Consider the following 18,135-nt stretch of genomic DNA (forward strand, 5'->3'; position numbering starts at 1 on the left):
GGGTCGCCCCGGAGTCTCAGACGAGCGATGCGTCGCGCGTCTCGCGCATCAGCAGCACGCCGATCAGGCTGATTGCCGCCGCAACCGATACATAGCCGCCGACCCACGACAGCCCGCCGCGCGCCGCCAGCAGTTGCGCGATATACGGCGCGATCGACGCGCCGAGGATCCCGCCGAGGTTGTACGCGACACCCGCGCCCGTGTAGCGGACGTTGGTCGGGAACAGCTCCGGCAGCAGCGCGCCCATCGGCGCGAACGTCACGCCCATCAGGAACAGCTCGATCGTCAGGAACAGCGCGACGAGCGGCATCGAGCCGCTGCCGAGCAGCGGCTCCATCGCAAAACCCGACAGCAGCGCGGCGATCGCGCCCACGACGAGCACCGGCTTGCGGCCGAAACGGTCCGATGCCCACGCGGACAGCGGCGTCGCGAGCCCCATGAACACGACTGCAAAACACAGCAGGCCGAGGAAGCTCTGGCGCGGAATATGCAGCGCCGACACGCCGTACGACAGCGAGAACACCGTCGAGATGTAGAACAGCGTGTAGCAGACGACCATGGCGAGCGCACCGAGCAGCGTCGGGCGCCAGTGTTGCGTGATCAGTGTCGCGACCGGCACGCGCACGCGCTCGTTGCGATCGAGCGCGGCCTGGAACGCGGGCGTTTCGCTGATCTTGAGCCGCACGTACAGGCCGAGCGCGACGAGCACCGCACTGACCAGGAACGGGATGCGCCAGCCCCAACTGCGGAACTGCTCGTCCGACAGCGACAGCGCGAGCGCGAAGAACAGCCCGTTCGACATCAGGAAGCCGACCGATGGCCCGAGCTGCGGGAACATCCCGAACCAGCCGCGCTTGCCCTGCGGCGCGTGCTCGGTCGCGAGCAGCGCGGCGCCGCCCCATTCGCCGCCGAGCCCGATCCCCTGGCCGAAGCGCAGCACGCACAGCAGCACCGGCGCGAGCGCGCCGATCGCGTCGTAGCCGGGCACGAAGCCGATGGCGGTGGTGGACACCCCCATCACGAGCAGCGATGCGACGAGCGTCGACTTGCGGCCGATGCGGTCGCCGAAGTGCCCGAACAGGAACGACCCGATCGGGCGTGCGATGAACGCGATGCCGAACGTGACGAAGGCGGACAGCGCCTGTGCGGTCGCGGACCCGTGCGGGAAGAACACGGGGCCGATGACGAGCGCGGCGGCCGTTGCGTACACGTAGAAGTCGTAGAACTCGATTGCGGTGCCGATGAAGCTGGCGAACACGATGCGCCGGTGGCTGACGGCGCCGGCCGAACCGGTTGCGTGTGCAACGGTCGGGGGGGATGCGGACATGGATGTCTCCGTTTTGTCGTTGGGGCGGTCGGCTGGGCGTGCGGACGGGCAGGCGGATGCCTGCCGGTGGCAGCCGAGCGGATGATGCGGTGGCGGCGTGGACGCGCGCCGTGGCGCGCGCGTCACCCGCCGGTCGACGATGGAGACGGGTACGTCGCCGCCGCCCGGTGCCGGCGTGGTCGGCTCGCATGCCGGGTGGGGCGCGCGAACGTGCGCGCGGCGTGATGGCCGCGCGATTGCGGAAAATTATAGCCAGCGCCGCCTCGCACCGGCAATCGCGGGGCGGCGACCGGTCAGTCGATCGATTGCGCCTGCGCCGACGCGGTGCTTTGCAACTGGAAGTGGCCGTCGTCGTTGAAGAGCCAGCCTTCCATCAATTCGAGCCGACCGTTGCCGTCGAGCAGTCGCGACGGTGGCGGCGGCAGCGGCGCCGAGCGGCGCAGCGACGCGAGCGCGAGTGCTTCCGCTTCGCTGTCGCCGTTGCTGCGATAGACGGAGGCGTTGACGAGCCGGCCGCTGCCATCGACGGTGAAGGCCACGACGACGAGTGAGCGGAGCATCGCCTGTGGTGTGCCGTGCAGCATGCCGGACGGATTGCGTTCGGCGACACGCTGCGCGACTTCCACGCGGTACTGGTCGAGATTGCCGCTGCGGGTGATCGACGGAATCGTCAGGATCGAGTGCAGCGACGGAGGCGGCGTGATCGTGCACGCCGCGAGCATGGCGGCGACGGCCAGCGCAACTGCACGCAGCCGGTCGACATGCAAACGGGGAAGGGGGCGCATGGGAGGCTAGCCAGAAGTGACTATAAAAAAATGATAGGCGCACGGGCGCGAGGCGATATCGGGAGAAACGCATAAAGGGCGATGCCGGACGATACGTTTGCCGATGACGAGATGACGTGCGCTCGCGCATCGCGATGTGACGTGACATGTGACGGCACGCTCGCGTGGCTGCCGGCCGTATGCATCCCGGCGTGCGTGTTGCAAGGTTGAAAGAATCGTGAGGAACGCGAGCGGCACGCAGGCGCGGGGCGATGGCCCGGCGCGAGCGCAGCGGGTTGCCGCAGGCAGCACCGCGGCGGCTGCCCGCGCCATCTTCGGCGATGCGTGGCGCCCGGGTCAGAAGCCGTGCGTCACGAGTGACAGGATCGACAGGTCGGGGTGCGTGCCGTCGATGATGCTCTTGCCGATGTGCACGGCTTCGTGGACGGCTTCGTCGAGGCTCGCGAAGCTTTCCTCGCCGTCTGCATGGAAGGGCACCGCGTGGCCGGGCAATGCGGGATTCGCACCCGGATGGCACACGTAACCGGTGTAGGTGTAGCGCGTGTCGCTGCCGGGCACGGTGGCCGGCACGACATGGATCTCGAAGCCTTCGTAATCGACGTGTTCCGCCGGTGTCGACAGTTCGGTCATGGCGATCTCCGTGTACCGCACGCAGGGGTGGCGCGCGCGGCATCGAGTACGCGGCGGCGGTCGTGTCGCCGTGTTGATCGAATTCTAGGTGATCGAGCGGCCGGCCGGGAGGATGGCTTCCGACGCGGCGCGGCGCGATGGCGGGCCGCTGGCCGTGTCCGCAGCTTAAGCGCCGTGCGGCGAGGGCCGGCGCGAACGCCCGTGCCGTTTCGGCGGACGGGCTCGCGCGCGGCGTCGCGTCATTGCTTGCAGCGCGCGTCCTTGCGCTGCACGACGATGATCACCGGGTATTTCTGGCCGTGGTCGAGCTCCACGCGCGCCACGACGGTCAGCGTTGCCGGATCGGAATCGTCGTACACGCTGACCTGTTCGTTCCGGAGGTACGTCACGCCGGTGCAGTTCGACGTGCGTCCATCGTCGCCCACCTTGCACTGAAGGTCGTTGTCCTTCACGTAGTTGTAGGGCGACGGGCTCGCGAGGTATTCGCTCAGGCCGCGCGGGGAGCCGCCGACGCCGGTCACGTAGGCGATCGCGCACGACGATTGCGCGTTGCTGCCGGCGGCGGTGTCGGCCGTCGCCTGCGTGCTGACGGCAACCAGCAATGCAGCGAGCGACGAGACGATGAAGGGCTTCATGACGTGGGTTTCCCGTTTCGCGAATCGGAGCGCCGGATTGTAACGGCATCCGGCGTGACGCGTCGGAACGTGACGTAAGGGCGTGAACGGACCAACAAAAAACCCCGTCATTCGGTGAATGGACGGGGTTTGGCGAACTTTCTGGCGGAAGCGGTGAGATTCGAACTCACGGACAGTTTCCCGTCGCCGGTTTTCAAGACCGGTGCCTTAAACCGCTCGGCCACGCTTCCACACGAGGCGGCATTGTAACCGAAATGCCGCGTGGTTCATCCCCTCAATCGTCGCGCAGGAACAATTCCTGCAGGTCGTTGAGGAAACGCTGGCCCAGCGGCGTCGGCGCGATCTGCGCGAAATCGCGCGCGATCAGCCCGCGCCGTTCCGCTTCCTGCAGCGCCGGCTCGATCGTGCTCATCGGAAGGCCCGTGCGTTCGGCGAAGCTGTGCACCGGGAAACCCTCGACGAGCCGCAGCGTGTTCAGCATGAACTCGAACGGCAGGTCGCGCGCGCCGACTTCACGCTCTTCCTGCACGGCCGTGCCGGCCATCGCCTGCTCGATGAAGGTTGCCGGATGCTTGTAGCGTGCCTGCCGCAGGATCCGGTTCGGGAACGACAGCTTCGTGTGCGCGCCCGCGCCGATCCCCAGATAGTCGCCGAAGCGCCAGTAGTTCAGGTTGTGCTTGCACTGATGATTCGGCTTCGCATACGCGGACACTTCGTAGCGTCCGTAACCGGCCTCGGTCGTGCGCGCGTGAATCCATTCCTGCATGTCGGCCGACGCGTCGTCATCGGGCACGACCGGCGGGAACTTCGCGAACAGCGTATTCGGCTCGAGCGTCAGGTGATACAGCGACAGATGCGGCGGCGCGTACGACAACGCGGTCTCGATGTCGGTGCGGCATTCGTCGAGCGTCTGGTTCGGCAGCGCGAACATCAGGTCGAGGTTGAAGTTGTCGAAGTTCTTCGCGGCGATCTCGACGGCCGCGCGTGCCTGCGTGGTGTCGTGAATCCGGCCGAGCGCCTTCAGGTGCGCCTCGTTGAAGCTCTGGATGCCGACCGACAGGCGATTCACGCCGCTCGCGCGGAACTGCGCGAACTTCGCGGCCTCGAACGTGCCCGGGTTCGCCTCGAGCGTGATCTCGGCATCGGCGTCGAGCGGCAGCAGCGCGCGCACGTCGGACAGCATCCGGTCGAGGCCGGCCGCCGACAGCAGGCTCGGCGTGCCGCCGCCGATGAATACCGTATGCACCTGGCGGCCCCACACGAGCGGCAGCGCCTGCTCGAGATCGGCGCGCAGCGCGTCGAGATATTCGGTTTCCGGAAACCGTTCGCCCTTCCACTCGTGCGAATTGAAATCGCAGTACGGGCACTTGCGCACGCACCACGGGAAATGCACGTACAGCGCGAGCGGCGGCAGCGACGTGAGCCGCACCTGGCCGGGCGACGTGAAGGTCGCGACGACGCGCGCGCCGGTTTCCGCGGCCTGGCTCATGCGGCCTCCGTTGGCAAACGGGTATCGGGCGTGCTCATGCTTCCTCCGCGAGCCGCGCCAGCAGCGCCTTCAGCGCCAGCGCGCGATGGCTGTGCGTGTTCTTCACGGCCGGCTCGAGTTCGGCGGCCGTCGCGCCGAGCGACGGCAGGTAGAAATACGGGTCGTAGCCGAATCCGTGCTCGCCGCGCGGCGTATCGACGATTTCGCCCGCCCAGCGTCCTTCGGCGAACAGCGGCTCCGGGTCGTCCGCGTGGCGCACGAGCGCAAGCACGCAGCAGTAGTATGCGCGCCGGTCGTCGACGCCGCGCAACTGCTCGACGAGATACGCGTTGTTCGCCGCGTCGCCCTTGTCGCGGCCCGCGCGCTGCGCGTAGCGGGCCGAATAGACGCCCGGCGCGCCGCGCAGCACGCGCACGCACAGGCCCGAATCGTCGGCGATCGCCGGCAGCCCGGTGAGCCGCGACGCGTGGCGTGCCTTCGTCAGCGCATTCTCGATGAAGGTGCCGAACGGCTCCTCCGCTTCCGGCACGGCAAGGTCGCCCTGCGGGACGATCTCGATGCCGACCGTCGAGAACAGCGCAGTGAATTCGCGCAGCTTGCCGGCGTTGTTCGACGCGAGAACGATGCGCGACAGCGGCGCGGTGGTGTGGTCGTCCGGCATGTCAGGCGCCCAGCACGTCTTTCTGAAGCTGCACGAGCTCGGCGATCCCGCCCTGCGCGAGGTCGAGCAGCGCGTTCATCTCGGCACGCGAGAACGGCATGCCTTCGGCCGTGCCCTGGACTTCGACGAAACCGCCGGCGCCCGTCATCACGACGTTCATGTCGGTGTCGCACTGCGAATCTTCCGCGTAATCGAGGTCGAGCACCGGCGCGCCCTGGTACACGCCGACCGAGATCGCGGCGACGTGGTCGGTGATCGGCGAGCGCGTGAGCTTGCCGGCCGCGATCAACTTCGACACGGCGTCGTGCGCGGCGACGAATGCGCCGGTGATGCTGGCCGTGCGCGTGCCGCCGTCCGCCTGGATCACGTCGCAATCGATATGGATCGTGCGCGTGCCGAGCGCCTCGAGGTCGAACACCGCGCGCAGCGCACGGCCGATCAGGCGCTGAATTTCCTGCGTGCGGCCGGTCTGCTTGCCGCGGGCGGCTTCGCGGTCGCTGCGCGTGTGCGTCGCGCGCGGCAGCATCCCGTATTCGGCGGTCAGCCAGCCTTGCCCGCGGTCGCGCAGGAAGTCGGGGACGCGTTCGGAGACGCTCGCGGTGCAGAGCACCTTGGTGTCGCCGAATTCGACCAGCACCGAGCCTTCGGCATGTTTCGTGTAGTGGCGCGTGAGGGCGACCTTGCGCAGTGCGTCGGCGCGGCGGCCGCTCGGGCGGGAAACGGAGGACGTCATGTGGGAATCGCGGAACGAGAGGAAACCCCGATTTTAGCGCCGAACGGCGGGCGTGCCCGGCGGGGTGGTCCGCAAAAATGGGATAATGCGCGCTTCCCGCCCCGCGCTTTCCGATGCGCCGGGCGCCTCGACATATTCCCGCCCGCGAGGGCACCCAGACGGCGAGACGAACCATGATCTACAGCATGACGGGCTACGCGAGCGCGACGCGCGAACTCGCGACGGCCACCGGCAACGGCGGCACCAGCGTGTCGGTCGAACTGCGCACCGTGAACTCGCGCTTCCTCGACCTGAATTTCCGGATGCCGGACGACGTGCGCGCGTGCGAACCCGCGCTGCGCGAAATGCTGATGAACAAGCTGTCGCGCGGCAAGGTCGACATCCGCATCAACCTGCAGCGCGGCGAGCAGAGCATCGGCGCGGGCGCGCTGAACCAGTCCGCGCTCGGCCAGCTCGCCGAGCTCGAGCGCTCGGTGCTCGACTCGTTCCCGGGCGTCGGCCGCCTGCGCGCGGGCGAGATCCTGCGCTGGCCCGGCGTGATCGCCGAGAGCGGTGTGTCGGCTGACGCGATCCGCGAGGCGGTGCTCGCGTGCGGCAAGGAAGCGATCGGCGAACTCGTCGTCGTGCGTTCGCGCGAAGGCGCGCAACTGGCGACGATGCTGCTGTCGAACGTCACCGAGATGGAAGCGATCGTCGCGCGCATCACGCCGCTCGTGCCGGAGCTGATCGCAAAGCACCAGCAGAAGATCGTCGAACGGCTGCAGGAGGCGCTCGGTATCGCGGCGCCCGAGGGCAGCTCGACGATCGTCACGCGCGAGGAGGCCGCGGAGCGCATTCGTCAGGAAGTGACGATGTACGGGATCCGGATCGACATCGCGGAAGAGCTGTCGCGGCTCACCGCGCACCTGAACGAAACGCGTCACGTGATCGAGAAGGGCGGCCGCGTCGGCAAGCGTCTCGACTTCATGATGCAGGAACTGAATCGAGAAGCAAACACGCTCGGCTCGAAGGCGGCGGCGAAGGAACTCGCCGACGCATCGATGGCGCTCAAGCTGTTGATCGAGCAGATGCGTGAGCAAGTGCAAAACCTGGAGTAAAGCAACATGACCGAATCCCACCGCGACGGCCACGCGTCGCATTCGCTGCACGGCGGCGTCTATCCCGGCAACCTGTTCATGGTCGTCGCGCCGTCGGGCGCCGGCAAGTCGACGCTCGTGAATGCGCTGCTGTCGAAGGACAGCGACATCTGCCTGTCGATCTCGTACACGACGCGCAAGCCGCGTCCGGGCGAGCAGGACGGCCAGCACTATCACTTCACGACGGTCGAGGATTTCCGTGCGCGTCACGCGGCGCACGAATTCCTCGAGAGCGCGGAAGTGCACGGCAACTACTACGGCACGTCGCGCGTCTGGATCGAAGAGCAGATGAAGAACGGCCACGACGTGCTGCTCGAGATCGACTGGCAGGGCGCGCTGCAGGTGAAGAAGCAGTTCCGCAACGCGGTCGGCATCTTCATCCTGCCGCCGTCGCTCGACGCGCTCGAGGAGCGCCTGAAGAAGCGCGGCCAGGACGAACCGAACGTGATCACGCGCCGCCTGCTGGCCGCCGGCAGCGAGATCGCGCACGCATCCGAAGCGGAATACGTGGTGATCAACGAGAATTTCGAACGTGCGCTCGCGGAGCTCGAATGCATCGTCGCAGCCACGCGCCTGCGCTTTGCTTCGCAGTACGCGCGACACACGGAGCTGTTCATCGAGCTCGGCATCCATCTGCCCCACGCGGAATGACGCGGGGGACGAGGGACATAAGGTAGAATAAGGACTATATTCAGAAGGAATTACCAACATGGCTCGCATTACCGTCGAAGACTGCCTGAAGCAAATCCCGAACCGCTTCGAACTGGCGCTCGCCGCCACCTATCGCGCGCGGCAGCTCGCGCAAGGCCATACGCCGAAGATCGAAAGCCGCGACAAGCCGACCGTCGTCGCGCTGCGCGAAATCGCTGCCGGCCAGGTCGGCGTCGAGATGCTGAAGAAGGTGCCGGTGTAACGCGCATCCGGCCCGTTCCAGCCATGTAATCCACGCGCGCAACGACTCGACCTGGAGGCGAATATGAGCACCACCCCATCGTCCGCCTCCGCGGATCCGACCACCGAAGCCACGGCCCAGTCGCCTGCGCGCCAGTACATCGACGCGGTCCTCGAACAGTCCTTCCGGCATCTGTTCGGGCCGACCGCCACACCGGAGCAGCCTCGCAAGCACGGCGTCGTCTCGATCGCGAAACTGACGGGCGTGCTTGCCGAGTATCTTCCTCCGGAAGAAATCAAAGAGGTCAAGGCGGCGTTCCACTTCAGCGACGAAGCCCACCTCGGTCAATATCGCCAGAGCGGCGAACCCTACATCACCCATCCCGTTGCCGTTGCAGAAATCTGCGCCGGCTGGAAGCTCGACGCGCAGGCAGTCATGGCCGCGCTGCTGCACGACGTGATGGAAGACCAGGGCGTGACCAAGAGCGAGCTGGCCGAACGGTTCGGCCCGAAGGTCGCCGAACTGGTCGACGGCCTGTCGAAGCTCGACAAGATGGAGTTCCGCAGCCGCGAGGAAGCGCAGGCGGAAAACTTCCGCAAGATGCTGCTCGCGATGGCACGCGACGTGCGCGTCATTCTCGTCAAGCTCGCCGACCGCCTGCACAACATGCGCACGCTCGGCGCGGTGCCGATGGAAAAGCGCCGCCGCGTCGCGCGGGAAACGCTCGACATCTACGCGCCGATCGCGCACCGCCTCGGGTTGAACAACACGTATCGCGAGCTGCAGGACATGAGCTTCGCGAACTTCAACCCGCATCGCTACGCGACGCTGGAGAAGGCCGTGAAGGCCGCGCGCGGCAACCGCCGCGAAGTGATCAGCAAGATCCTCGAAGCCGCGCAGCGCGCGATGGCCGATGCGAAGATCGACGCCGAGATCACCGGCCGCGAAAAGACCATCTACAGCGTGTACCGCAAGATGCGCGACAAGCAGCTGTCGTTCTCGCAGGTGCTCGACGTATACGGCTTCCGTGTCGTCGTCGACAGCCCGCTCGACTGCTACACGTGCATCGGCGCGCTGCACGCGCTGTACAAACCCGTGCCCGGCAAGTTCAAGGATTACATCGCGATCCCGAAGATCAACGGCTATCAGTCGCTGCACACTACGTTGGTCGGCCCGTTCGGCGCGCCGATCGAGTTCCAGGTGCGCACGCGCAAGATGCACGAGATCGCCGAGGCGGGGGTCGCCGCGCACTGGCTGTACAAGAACGGCAGCGCCGATCTCAGCGACGTGCAGAAGCGCGCGCACCAGTGGCTGAAGTCGCTGCTCGACATCCAGAGCGAAGCCGGCGATTCGAGCGAATTCCTCGAGCACGTGAAGATCGACCTGTTCCCCGACGCGGTCTACGTGTTCACGCCGAAGTCGAAGATCATGGCGCTGCCGCGTGGCGCGACGGCACTCGATTTCGCGTATTCGATCCACAGCGATCTCGGCAACCAGTGCGTGGCCGTGAAGATCAACAACGAGCTGCTGCCGCTGCGCACCGAGCTGAAGAGCGGCGACATCGTCGAGGTGATCACCGCGCCGTATTCGAAGCCGAATCCCGCATGGCTCGGCTTCGTGCGTACCGGCAAGGCGCGCTCGGCGATCCGTCACTACCTGAAGACGATGCGCCTGAACGAGTCGGTGCAGCTTGGCGAGCGGCTGGTCGACCAGAGCCTGAAGGGCTACGGTCTCGCGCTGGCCGATGTCGAGCCGGAAGTGTGGGAGAAGCTCGTGCAGTGGACGGGCAACAAGAGCCGTCAGGAAATCTTCGCGGACATCGGCCTCGGCCGCCGCGTGGCCGCGGTGATGGCCAAGCGCATCGAGGTGCTGATGAGCGGCCGTGATGCGGACGATGATCTGCCGAAGTCCGAGCGGCATCCTGCGCACCACGCACCGCCGGTCGTGATTACCGGCACCGAAGGGATGTCCGTGCAGTTGTCCGCATGCTGCCGGCCGATTCCGGGCGACGCTATCATGGGCTACATCGGCATCGGTCTGGGCATGGCGATTCATACGACCGATTGCCGCGTGGCGCAGCGTATCCATCGCCGCGATCCGGGCCGCTGGATCGACGTCGAATGGGCGCCGCAGCCTGGGCGCCTGTTCGATGTCGCGGTGAAGGCGCTCGTGAAGAACACGAAGGGCATCTTTGCGCGCGTGGCGGCGGACATCACGTCGGCCGATGCGAACATCGTGCATATCGCGATGGACGAGGATCTGACGCACGAATCGACGGTACTGCGCTTCGTGATCCAGGTCAGCGACCGCGTGCATCTCGCGAACGTGATGCGGCGCGTGCGAACCAATCCGGACGTGATGCGGATCATGCGTGAGCGTTCGACCGACGACGGCGCGCATGCGCGCCACGACGGCGGCATGCGCATCGAGCGCGAGCGGCAGGATTATTGACGCCTGGCCCGCAGGGGCGATCGACGGCGGCCAATGGTCGCCGTTTTCATTTGTGCTGCCGGAGACGCGAACGCGCGGTGTGGTCGACGTTCTTCCGAAAGGAGGTGTTACGCAACCGACGTTGCCGTGCGGCGAGCAGGGGAAGGGAAGGCGGAAAAGAAAAAGGGCTTTCCCGGAGGAAAGCCCTTTTAAGGTGGCGCGGCTGGCAGGATTCGAACCCACGACCCCTTGGTTCGTAGCCAAGTACTCTATCCAACTGAGCTACAGCCGCACGCAAAACGGTACTGCTTGACTGTCGGAACCTTCTGCGATGGGAAGGCTCCCAAAAAAGTGGCGCGGCTGGCAGGATTCGAACCCACGACCCCTTGGTTCGTAGCCAAGTACTCTATCCAACTGAGCTACAGCCGCACGCAAAACAAAACTTCTACTGCTTCGAACTGAAAGGGCCTTCGGTTCAGAAGGCCCTCGGAAAAAGTGGCGCGGCTGGCAGGATTCGAACCCACGACCCCTTGGTTCGTAGCCAAGTACTCTATCCAACTGAGCTACAGCCGCACGCAGAAGCGAAATTATAGCAGGGTTGTATAAAAAGGGAAGCCTTATTCGCAAATTAGGTGCATGGCGTTGCCGGGGCGCCCTTCGTGTACCCTTGGAGTATCAGTCATCCATGTTGAATCCGCATCATGAACAAGGCGTTTGTCAAAGAGTCGGACGGCGACGACGACGATCTGGACCAGGCCCAGCCCGCGATTCCGGCGGGCTCGAAGAACTACATCACGCCCGCCGGCCACAAGCGGCTGAGGGACGAATTGCTGAACCTGATCGACGTCGAGCGTCCCGAGGTCGTGCGGCTCGTATCCTGGGCCGCGTCGAATGGTGACCGGTCGGAGAATGGCGACTACATCTACGGCAAGCGGCGGCTTCGCGAGATCGATCGCCGCATCCGCTTCCTGACGAAACGGCTCGATCTGGCCGAAGTCGTCGATGCGAGCCGGCAGGAGAATGTCGACCAGGTGTTTTTCGGCGCAACGGTCGATTACGAGACACCGGACGGCGAGGATCACACGATCACGATCGTCGGGATCGACGAGGTCGATCTCGATCACGGCCGTGTCAGCTGGATTTCGCCGGTCGCGCGCGCACTGATCAAGGCGAAGATTGGCGATACCGTCATGCTGATGACGCCGGCCGGCCCGCAGCCGATCGACGTGCTCGACGTCCGTTACCCGGCGCCTGGCAACGCCTGAGCGGTGCACGGTGCAACCCGGCAAAGAAAAAGCGCCCCGATGGGGCGCGTCGCCATTCGGCGTGCGGTGGAAATGCCGGTCGCTCAGAAGCGATGGCGCAGGCCGGCCGTGACCGCGATCTGCTTGTTGGTCGACGAAGCACCACCGAGGCCATTGACATAGGCGCCGATGCCCAGGCCATCCGTGCTGACGCGCTGATACACCCCTTGCACATACACGTCGGTCCGCTTGGACAGTGCATAGTCGCTCTGCAGGTTGAACTGATTCCAGCCCGGATGACGACCATCCAGGAAGCCGGCGGTGTATGTGTACGACCCGGCCAGCGACAAGGCCGGCGTGAGCGCGTAGCGCGCATTCACTTCGTAGTTGTTGAACCGGGCAAACGTGCCGTCGAGGCCCAGGCCGTTCGACACGCCCGAGGCACCCGCGGAGATGCCGAGCGCGCGGTTCACACGCGATTGCGTGAACACGAAGCCGGCCGTTGCCGGGCCGAACGTGTAGTTCAGGCCGCCGCCGAACACGCGCTGACGCTTGCCGACGAACGTGTTGTCGCCTGCTACCGCGCCCCCGCTGTTGGTGACCGCAGCCGACGTGAGGCCCGAGATGTCGTTGTTCAACTGCAGGTAGCCAGCGCCGATATTGAAGCCGGCGTACGTGTACGACACGCCTGCGCTGTACGCGCGATTGTTCGAGAACTGGTTGCTGTTCGAGAAGCCGTACAACGCGCCGACCTTCAGGCCGCCGTAATTGATGCTCGTATACTTGACGGCGTTATTGATCCGGAACGAATTGTTGAGGTTGTCGTTATCGAACGGGTGGGCAAACTGGGTGCCGCCGAATTGCGTACCGGTCAGCGACAGCGGCCCGATGTAGTCGACGACGCTATCGTATTGGCGACCGAGGGTGACGGCGCCGAACTGGTCATGAGACAGGCCGACGAACGCCTGGCGGCCGAATTCGCGGCCATTCTGGCCGAGCGTGCCGTTGGCGATGTTGAAGCCGTTTTCCAACACGAAGATTGCCTTCAGGCCGCCGCCGAGATCTTCCGTGCCGCGCAGGCCCCAGCGGCTGCCGTTGATCTGGCCGCTGCGTTCCGACCATGAGCTGTGGCCACCCTGGTTGTTCGTATAGGTGATGCCTGCGTCGATCAGGCCGTATAGCGTCACGCTGCTCTGAGCGTGAGCTGCCGTAACGAATACACCCGACAACGCGGTGACGATCAGGGTTTTTTTCATGGATCTGTCTCCAAACAGGATGATGTCGATCGAACCTGTTGCGGACTGGCATGCTTTGCTTGACGTTGCGGCCGGTCCGCAGGGCGGCGGTGCGCCTATCAGAAAGCCATTTGCAGTGTACGGAGCGCGCGGAGCGGGGGAGGGATGCGCTTTAAGCAATAGTATATTTTGGAATCCGCAAAGATCGGCAATGTGGCGCAAACGATTGCCCATCAAGGGTTTGCGGTGGTGCAGCAAAGAAAAATGGCGATCAGGACTGCGTAACGGGCGTTGCGTGTTTGCGACAGGCGGTCAACAGGAGGCGGGGATGCCCGTAATCCGATTATTGACACATCGGCAATAGAGGTTTGTGTGGAGCATGGCTAATGAAAGGTTGTTCTCTCGCTATACTGCGATCTCTGCTTTCCGAAGCAGACTTTTTCGTTGACGGAAAAGATCTCCAAACCTTTGTCGGCGCGACTTCCCAGTCGCGCTTTTTTTTTGCCCCGTCGGTCCGCGCGCTATTGCGCGAACGAGCGCCGCTTGCGCTTGGCCGCGGGTGCGGCCTCCTTGGCTTCGTTGGGGGGCGGCGTGTATGTCCAGTCTTCCATCACGTAGTGACGGGCATCGAGAGGCGACGAGAGCAGGTTCTGCCAGTGATCGCCGTGCCAGGTCGTATCGAATTCGGTGTCGTACGGCGCTTCGCGCGAGGCCGCGGACTCAGCCAGGGCGCGGGACTTGCGGCGTGCGCGTCCGAGCCGGCTCGCGAAGCGCTTGATTCCGTCCAGCCACATGACCATCTCCTTCCTTCCGGCGTTAACCGAGCATCGCAATATCCTTTGCCTTCCGCAACCCGGAAAAAACCCGAGGAATTTACCGAGTCGATTTGTCCCCGGTAGGAATTTCACGGCCACGATTATTAATGCTCCGATCCCGGTAATATTGACAGGTTTTTGATGCGAATCAATTAATCAGAGGCGCCGGTGTACCGATTCCAGTGGTATTAGCTCTTTTTTGATAAAACGATCGTCAAAAATTTCCTTGACGCACCCGGATTGTCCAATTTATAAATGTCAGCACTCCGTCCTCGGGCGGCGTGCTGGTGCGGGTGCTGGCGCAATGTTTCGGGATTTCGGGAAACGGCTATAAAAATAGCTTTTTTGGATCTAATCGAGTGGGGAACGAAGACATGGATACCGGTATCGTGAAATGGTTTAACGATGCTAAAGGTTTCGGCTTTATTACGTCGGACAATGGTGGTGAAGATTTGTTTGCGCACTTTTCCGAAATCAAGATGGACGGCTTCAAGACGCTGAAGGAAAACCAGCGTGTTTCGTTCGACGTGAAAGTCGGGCCGAAAGGCAAGCAGGCAGCGAATATCCAGGCGGTCTGACGCGCCACGCATTGCCGATCACGTCCGGCCCCCGCATTGCGGGGGCTTTTTGTTTTGCGGGGGCGGAACATTCCGGTTCGCGCTGGCCGCGAACCCGGATGCCGGTGCATACTCACGAAAGCATCGTTTTCCAGTCTTTTCATGTCTGATTCCCCCTGTCCGTCCGATCCCGCCAGCGAACAGCCGCTCGTTTTCGTCGACCTTGAAACCACTGGCGGCTCGCCCGCCGAACACCGCATCACCGAAATCGGCGTGGTCGAAATCGGCCCGCTCGGCGTGTCGACGTGGACGACGCTCGTCAATCCGGGGCAGTCGATTCCGCCGTTCATCCAGCAACTGACGGGTATTTCGGACGAGATGGTGCGCGACGCCCCGTCATTTGCGTCGCTGGCGCCGGGGTTGTTCGAGCGGCTCGACGGCAAGCTTTTCGTCGCGCACAACGCGAGCTTCGACCGCGGCTTCCTGCGGGCCGAATTCGAGCGCGCCGGCTTCGCGTTCAATCCCGATGTGCTGTGTACGGTGCGGCTGTCGAAGGCGCTGTTCCCGCGTGAATCGCGGCACGGCCTCGACGCGTTGATCGAGCGCCACGGCCTCGTGCCGGCGGCACGCCACCGGGCGCTGGCGGATGCCGACCTGGTGTGGCAGTTCTGGCGCCTGTTGCACGACACCGTGCCGCTCGAGCGGCTGCGTGAGCAGATCGCACGCACGACGCGCCACTTCCGTCTGGGCGGCGACCTGACCGAAGCGTGGCTCGATACCGCGCCGCCCGGCTGCGGTGCGTACGCCTTGTTCGGGGAGGAGGATGTGCCGCTGTATGTCGGCCGCAGCGTGCGTGTGCGGCAGCGGCTGCGTGCGTTGCTGACGGGCGAGCGCCGTTCGTCGAAGGAAATGCGGCTGGCGCAACAGGTGCGGCGGGTCGAATGGCGCGAGACCGGCAACGAGTTGGGGGCGATGCTGGCCGAAGCGCAATGGATTGCCCGGCTGCGGCCGTCGTACAACCGGCGTCCCGCGGCCGATGCTCGTGCCGGCGCTGCGCCCTGGCCATTCGAAGGTGCCGTCGCGTTCGAGGCGAGCGGTGAGCGCCGCCTGTTTCATGTGATCGATGGCTGGCGCTATCTCGGCGCGACGGAATCGCTCGACGCGGCCGCGCAACTCGCGGCCGACGGAGCGGGCGGTGCGTTCGAACCTTTCACCCACCGCCTGCTGCAGACGCATCTCGCACGCGGGCTGCAGCTGATTCCGCTCGCCGCGCTCACGCCTGCGGGGCAGACTGGTTAATCAGGCGCCGTCGCGCCACCCGCGCCCGCGGCCGTCAGCCGATCGCGCTTGCGCCGCCGGCCGAGCAGACGTGCGATAGCGCAGTGTCGAGTGCCTGCGTTTGCGTGGCGTCGTAGCGCGTGAGCGTCTTCCAGTTGGCGATGCTGCGCGCGAGCCTCGCCTGGCAATCAGGCGCATCCCGCAGCGGCGCAACCTGCGCGAGCCCCGCGAGCATTTTCTGCGTCAGCCGGTCGAGCGCCGGGCGCGTGCTGGTTGCGAGATCGGGCGGCGTGCCTTCCGGTGGCCGCGTCGCGCGCCAAGTCGCGAACAGCGCGTTCTGCACATCCTTGCTCGCGGCGATCTGATCCTCGAAGAACGTCCGTGCGAACGCGGGATCGACGCCGGCCTGCGCCGCGCGCTTCTCGACTGATACGAGCAGTTCCGCTTCGCGCGGCCGGTCCTCGATTGCCTTGTGATTCGCCCATTTCCATCGAGCGACCGGTTCGGCGAGCGCGAGGCGCTGCGACGCGAGCGCGACGATATTGGTGAGGGCGGTGTCGTCACCGTCTGCATTGGCGATGCGCGGGGACGAAAAGAGGGCGACGCCGAGCGCGGCGACAGCGAGGCTGGCACGAATGGCTTGCTTCATCGGAACGATCGGGAGAGCCGGGCGGGCCGGAAGTGGAAAACCAGAAGGATAGACGAAGACAGTCGCGCGGCGTAGCGCAGCGACCGGAGAATCAGCAGGCGAGCTGATCCGGCACCGTCAGGCTGTTGCGGCCCGGGTGCGAGGCGAATTGCGCGCGATGCGCATTGATGAACCGCACGATAGCGATGATCGACACGTGGCGGTTACAGAACCGAACAGGCGTTCACTTCGGCGCGTACAGCTTGTGCTGCTCGTCGAAGAATGCCCGCACGTGGTCAGGCAATTCGGCGAGGAATTCCACGCCGACGGGTTCCGGATCCGGGCTCATCACTTGCTCCGGCGGTGGCATGCGAGTTGGTCTTTCGTCCATGGTCATTTCTCCAGCAGGTTCGATGATTATCAACCTCGTGCTTGGATTTATGCCAGTGGCGAATCGTTAGATTTTGTCTCTGTTGTATTAACGGCACATGCGCTCTGACGCGCGCTGGAGGCCGACTATTGCATTGTGCGGAATCGGCAACAATCGGGCCGCTTGTTCCACTCGCGCGCATTTTTTCTGGACCGCGATGCAACGAACGACGCGATGGATCGGCCTCGTGTGGCTGGCGCTGAACGTACTGTCGCCCGTCATCGGCTATGCGCGTCTCGCGTCGAGCGGCTCCGGCGAGCTCACGCTCGAATTGTGCAGTGCAGCGGGCGCGTACGTGGCGTCGAACTCGCGTTCAGCGGCGAGAACGTCGGGTTGAAGGGGCTCGCGATTGACGCGAACGTGTCGGCGAGCAACGCGCGGATCCTCGCCGACGTCGCGAATCCCGCATATGTCGGCTCGCGCTTTCCGCGGATTGCGCGCGTGCATGCGAACCTGCTCGCGTCGCATCGCTTCGACGAGCACTGGGTGGCGAGCGTCGGCGTGCGCTACTCGGGCCGCCTGTCTAACACGCTCGACAACAGCGACGTGAACCCGGACGTCTACGGCGGCACGAGTTCGTTCACGGTCGTCGACCTGAAGGCGCGTCACCGCTTCGACCGTCACTGGAGCGCGTCGCTCGGCATCGACAACCTGACGGACCGCCGCTATTACGTTCTCCACCCGTATCCGGGCCGTACTTTCAATGGAGAACTGAAGTGGTCGCTGTGAGATCGCTCGCGTTGCTGTCGCCAGCCGGCGTGCACGACGCGCACGACGTGCCGAAGACCGCCGATTCGCACGCCGCGCGCATGAGCATGCAGGCCGCACCCACGCGGCAGAAGTAGCCGCTCGCGACGGGGGGCGGCATTCGACACGCATCACCGGCTGTGGTGTGCATGGGTCGAGGGCGCGCACGTTGTCGTCGCGCATTCCGACGATGCCGGCGACACGCTGTCCGCGCCCGTCACCGTCAACGCGATGCCGGAACCGGTCTACACGAGCGCCGGGAATCGCCCGCAGGTCGCGCAGTATGCGAATGCGGAGCCGATGCCCGAGCGTCTGCGCGCGGCGCTCGATGCGGGGTGGAGAGGGGAGATGCCGCGCACCGTGTGGATCGGACGCGATGGCGCACGCGAGGCGCGCAGCGGATTGCTGACGGCCGACGTGCTCGACAGCTGGTTGGAGCGCGCGAAGCGCTGAATGGGGCGACGGCGCGCGGCGAACGGGCCG

The 18,135-nt window shown here is 65.1% G+C and carries 18 protein-coding genes, 4 tRNA genes and 4 pseudogenes; 11 read left to right on the plus strand and 15 right to left on the minus strand.

Features of this window, described 5'->3' with window-relative positions:
* Window positions 1-16: 16 nt before the first annotated feature.
* The 8 genes from FFS49_RS09455 to rph form a co-directional block, all read right to left on the minus strand.
* The gene (locus FFS49_RS09455; protein WP_039343408.1) at window positions 17-1,327 is read right to left on the minus strand and encodes an MFS transporter; all 1,311 of its coding nucleotides are present in this window, start codon (window positions 1,325-1,327) and stop codon (window positions 17-19) included.
* Between the two features lie 293 nt (window positions 1,328-1,620).
* Window positions 1,621-2,112, minus strand: coding sequence for an energy transducer TonB (locus tag FFS49_RS09465; RefSeq protein WP_039343403.1), 492 nt, complete (start codon window positions 2,110-2,112; stop codon window positions 1,621-1,623).
* Window positions 2,113-2,448: 336 nt separating this feature from the next.
* A complete protein-coding gene (locus FFS49_RS09470) occupies window positions 2,449-2,742 on the minus strand; it encodes a hypothetical protein (protein WP_046545146.1) in 294 nt (97 codons plus the stop codon).
* Window positions 2,743-2,981: 239 nt separating this feature from the next.
* Complete coding sequence (locus FFS49_RS09475; RefSeq protein ID WP_071334095.1) at window positions 2,982-3,377, minus strand: hypothetical protein; 396 nt, start codon at window positions 3,375-3,377, stop codon at window positions 2,982-2,984.
* Between the two features lie 142 nt (window positions 3,378-3,519).
* A tRNA-Ser gene (locus FFS49_RS09480) sits at window positions 3,520-3,607 on the minus strand.
* A 44-nt stretch (window positions 3,608-3,651) separates the two neighbouring features.
* Window positions 3,652-4,866 (minus strand): radical SAM family heme chaperone HemW, encoded by a 1,215-nt coding sequence (hemW, locus tag FFS49_RS09485; RefSeq protein WP_105817556.1) that lies wholly within the window; start codon window positions 4,864-4,866, stop codon window positions 3,652-3,654.
* 34 nt (window positions 4,867-4,900) lie between these two features.
* A complete protein-coding gene (gene rdgB, locus FFS49_RS09490; RefSeq protein ID WP_039343391.1) occupies window positions 4,901-5,527 on the minus strand; it encodes an RdgB/HAM1 family non-canonical purine NTP pyrophosphatase in 627 nt (208 codons plus the stop codon).
* Window position 5,528: 1 nt separating this feature from the next.
* Complete coding sequence (rph, locus tag FFS49_RS09495) at window positions 5,529-6,260, minus strand: ribonuclease PH (protein WP_105817555.1); 732 nt, start codon at window positions 6,258-6,260, stop codon at window positions 5,529-5,531.
* A 173-nt stretch (window positions 6,261-6,433) separates the two neighbouring features.
* Between rph and FFS49_RS09500 the strand changes: the two genes are divergently transcribed.
* The 4 genes from FFS49_RS09500 to FFS49_RS09515 all read left to right on the plus strand — a co-directional run bounded on the left by FFS49_RS09500 (window position 6,434) and on the right by FFS49_RS09515 (window position 10,739).
* Window positions 6,434-7,357: a YicC/YloC family endoribonuclease gene (locus FFS49_RS09500; protein ID WP_011351283.1), complete on the plus strand. Its 924-nt coding sequence runs from the start codon at window positions 6,434-6,436 to the stop codon at window positions 7,355-7,357.
* Window positions 7,358-7,363: 6 nt separating this feature from the next.
* Complete coding sequence (gene gmk, locus FFS49_RS09505) at window positions 7,364-8,047, plus strand: guanylate kinase (protein ID WP_046545150.1); 684 nt, start codon at window positions 7,364-7,366, stop codon at window positions 8,045-8,047.
* A 58-nt stretch (window positions 8,048-8,105) separates the two neighbouring features.
* Window positions 8,106-8,309, plus strand: coding sequence for a DNA-directed RNA polymerase subunit omega (rpoZ, locus tag FFS49_RS09510; protein ID WP_006025620.1), 204 nt, complete (start codon window positions 8,106-8,108; stop codon window positions 8,307-8,309).
* A 63-nt stretch (window positions 8,310-8,372) separates the two neighbouring features.
* Window positions 8,373-10,739, plus strand: a complete 2,367-nt coding sequence (locus tag FFS49_RS09515; protein WP_039343380.1) for a bifunctional (p)ppGpp synthetase/guanosine-3',5'-bis(diphosphate) 3'-pyrophosphohydrolase — start codon at window positions 8,373-8,375, stop codon at window positions 10,737-10,739.
* 194 nt (window positions 10,740-10,933) lie between these two features.
* Here the strand turns inward: FFS49_RS09515 and FFS49_RS09520 are convergent.
* The 3 genes from FFS49_RS09520 to FFS49_RS09530 all read right to left on the minus strand — a co-directional run bounded on the left by FFS49_RS09520 (window position 10,934) and on the right by FFS49_RS09530 (window position 11,291).
* A tRNA-Arg gene (locus FFS49_RS09520) sits at window positions 10,934-11,010 on the minus strand.
* Window positions 11,011-11,070: 60 nt separating this feature from the next.
* Window positions 11,071-11,147 (minus strand) — tRNA-Arg (locus tag FFS49_RS09525).
* A gap of 67 nt (window positions 11,148-11,214) precedes the next feature.
* Window positions 11,215-11,291 (minus strand) — tRNA-Arg (locus FFS49_RS09530).
* A 128-nt stretch (window positions 11,292-11,419) separates the two neighbouring features.
* Between FFS49_RS09530 and greB the strand changes: the two genes are divergently transcribed.
* Window positions 11,420-11,983 carry a transcription elongation factor GreB gene (gene greB, locus FFS49_RS09535; RefSeq protein ID WP_071334099.1) on the plus strand — a complete coding sequence of 188 codons (564 nt, stop codon included), beginning with the start codon at window positions 11,420-11,422 and terminating at the stop codon, window positions 11,981-11,983.
* A gap of 83 nt (window positions 11,984-12,066) precedes the next feature.
* Here the strand turns inward: greB and FFS49_RS09540 are convergent, their stop codons facing one another.
* Together FFS49_RS09540 and FFS49_RS09545 are read right to left on the minus strand one after the other, a co-directional pair.
* Entirely contained in the window at window positions 12,067-13,218 is a 1,152-nt protein-coding gene (locus tag FFS49_RS09540) for a porin (RefSeq protein WP_105817554.1), read from the minus strand.
* Between the two features lie 500 nt (window positions 13,219-13,718).
* Window positions 13,719-13,991, minus strand: a complete 273-nt coding sequence (locus tag FFS49_RS09545) for a hypothetical protein (protein ID WP_039343484.1) — start codon at window positions 13,989-13,991, stop codon at window positions 13,719-13,721.
* Between the two features lie 395 nt (window positions 13,992-14,386).
* Between FFS49_RS09545 and FFS49_RS09550 the strand changes: the two genes are divergently transcribed.
* Together FFS49_RS09550 and FFS49_RS09555 are read left to right on the plus strand one after the other, a co-directional pair.
* Window positions 14,387-14,590 (plus strand): cold-shock protein, encoded by a 204-nt coding sequence (locus tag FFS49_RS09550; protein WP_011351289.1) that lies wholly within the window; start codon window positions 14,387-14,389, stop codon window positions 14,588-14,590.
* A 141-nt stretch (window positions 14,591-14,731) separates the two neighbouring features.
* Window positions 14,732-15,868, plus strand: coding sequence for an exonuclease domain-containing protein (locus FFS49_RS09555; RefSeq protein ID WP_105817553.1), 1,137 nt, complete (start codon window positions 14,732-14,734; stop codon window positions 15,866-15,868).
* A 34-nt stretch (window positions 15,869-15,902) separates the two neighbouring features.
* On the opposite strand, the gene FFS49_RS09560 is transcribed toward FFS49_RS09555, so the two are convergent.
* Entirely contained in the window at window positions 15,903-16,496 is a 594-nt protein-coding gene (locus FFS49_RS09560; RefSeq protein ID WP_039343368.1) for a chorismate mutase, read from the minus strand.
* A 223-nt stretch (window positions 16,497-16,719) separates the two neighbouring features.
* Entirely contained in the window at window positions 16,720-16,824 is a 105-nt protein-coding gene (locus FFS49_RS41945) for a chorismate mutase (protein WP_171026749.1), read from the minus strand.
* Window positions 16,825-17,062: 238 nt separating this feature from the next.
* On the opposite strand from FFS49_RS41945, the pseudogene FFS49_RS09565 reads away from it, so the two are divergent.
* The 4 pseudogenes from FFS49_RS09565 to FFS49_RS42365 form a co-directional block, all read left to right on the plus strand.
* Window positions 17,063-17,197, plus strand: a pseudogene (locus tag FFS49_RS09565) (DUF2946 domain-containing protein); the annotation flags it as partial.
* A pseudogene (locus FFS49_RS09570) lies at window positions 17,194-17,634 on the plus strand (TonB-dependent receptor); the annotation flags it as partial. The pseudogenes FFS49_RS09565 and FFS49_RS09570, both read left to right, overlap by 4 nt.
* Window positions 17,631-17,931 (plus strand): annotated as a pseudogene (locus FFS49_RS09575) (exo-alpha-sialidase); the annotation flags it as partial. The pseudogenes FFS49_RS09570 and FFS49_RS09575, both read left to right, overlap by 4 nt.
* A pseudogene (locus FFS49_RS42365) lies at window positions 17,920-18,105 on the plus strand (TlpA family protein disulfide reductase); the annotation flags it as partial. The pseudogenes FFS49_RS09575 and FFS49_RS42365, both read left to right, overlap by 12 nt.
* Between the last annotated feature and the right edge of the window lie 30 nt (window positions 18,106-18,135).

The sequence above is a fragment of the Burkholderia sp. 4NA327C6 genome (assembly GCF_005502655.1).
GTDB classification, from domain to species: domain Bacteria; phylum Pseudomonadota; class Gammaproteobacteria; order Burkholderiales; family Burkholderiaceae; genus Burkholderia; species Burkholderia contaminans.

Bases quoted from the DNA above. Each gene is read 5' to 3' on its own strand.
- FFS49_RS09455 (WP_039343408.1), bottom strand. From the start codon at position 1,327: ATGTCCGCATCCCCCCCGACCGTTGCACACGCAACCGGTTCGGCCGGC.
- FFS49_RS09465 (WP_039343403.1), bottom strand. From the start codon at position 2,112: ATGCGCCCCCTTCCCCGTTTGCATGTCGACCGGCTGCGTGCAGTTGCG.
- FFS49_RS09470 (WP_046545146.1), bottom strand. From the start codon at position 2,742: ATGACCGAACTGTCGACACCGGCGGAACACGTCGATTACGAAGGCTTC.
- FFS49_RS09475 (WP_071334095.1), bottom strand. From the start codon at position 3,377: ATGAAGCCCTTCATCGTCTCGTCGCTCGCTGCATTGCTGGTTGCCGTC.
- hemW (WP_105817556.1), bottom strand. From the start codon at position 4,866: ATGAGCCAGGCCGCGGAAACCGGCGCGCGCGTCGTCGCGACCTTCACG.
- rdgB (WP_039343391.1), bottom strand. From the start codon at position 5,527: ATGCCGGACGACCACACCACCGCGCCGCTGTCGCGCATCGTTCTCGCG.
- rph (WP_105817555.1), bottom strand. From the start codon at position 6,260: ATGACGTCCTCCGTTTCCCGCCCGAGCGGCCGCCGCGCCGACGCACTG.
- FFS49_RS09500 (WP_011351283.1), top strand. From the start codon at position 6,434: ATGATCTACAGCATGACGGGCTACGCGAGCGCGACGCGCGAACTCGCG.
- gmk (WP_046545150.1), top strand. From the start codon at position 7,364: ATGACCGAATCCCACCGCGACGGCCACGCGTCGCATTCGCTGCACGGC.
- rpoZ (WP_006025620.1), top strand. From the start codon at position 8,106: ATGGCTCGCATTACCGTCGAAGACTGCCTGAAGCAAATCCCGAACCGC.
- FFS49_RS09515 (WP_039343380.1), top strand. From the start codon at position 8,373: ATGAGCACCACCCCATCGTCCGCCTCCGCGGATCCGACCACCGAAGCC.
- greB (WP_071334099.1), top strand. From the start codon at position 11,420: ATGAACAAGGCGTTTGTCAAAGAGTCGGACGGCGACGACGACGATCTG.
- FFS49_RS09540 (WP_105817554.1), bottom strand. From the start codon at position 13,218: ATGAAAAAAACCCTGATCGTCACCGCGTTGTCGGGTGTATTCGTTACG.
- FFS49_RS09545 (WP_039343484.1), bottom strand. From the start codon at position 13,991: ATGTGGCTGGACGGAATCAAGCGCTTCGCGAGCCGGCTCGGACGCGCA.
- FFS49_RS09550 (WP_011351289.1), top strand. From the start codon at position 14,387: ATGGATACCGGTATCGTGAAATGGTTTAACGATGCTAAAGGTTTCGGC.
- FFS49_RS09555 (WP_105817553.1), top strand. From the start codon at position 14,732: ATGTCTGATTCCCCCTGTCCGTCCGATCCCGCCAGCGAACAGCCGCTC.
- FFS49_RS09560 (WP_039343368.1), bottom strand. From the start codon at position 16,496: ATGAAGCAAGCCATTCGTGCCAGCCTCGCTGTCGCCGCGCTCGGCGTC.
- FFS49_RS41945 (WP_171026749.1), bottom strand. From the start codon at position 16,824: ATGAGCCCGGATCCGGAACCCGTCGGCGTGGAATTCCTCGCCGAATTG.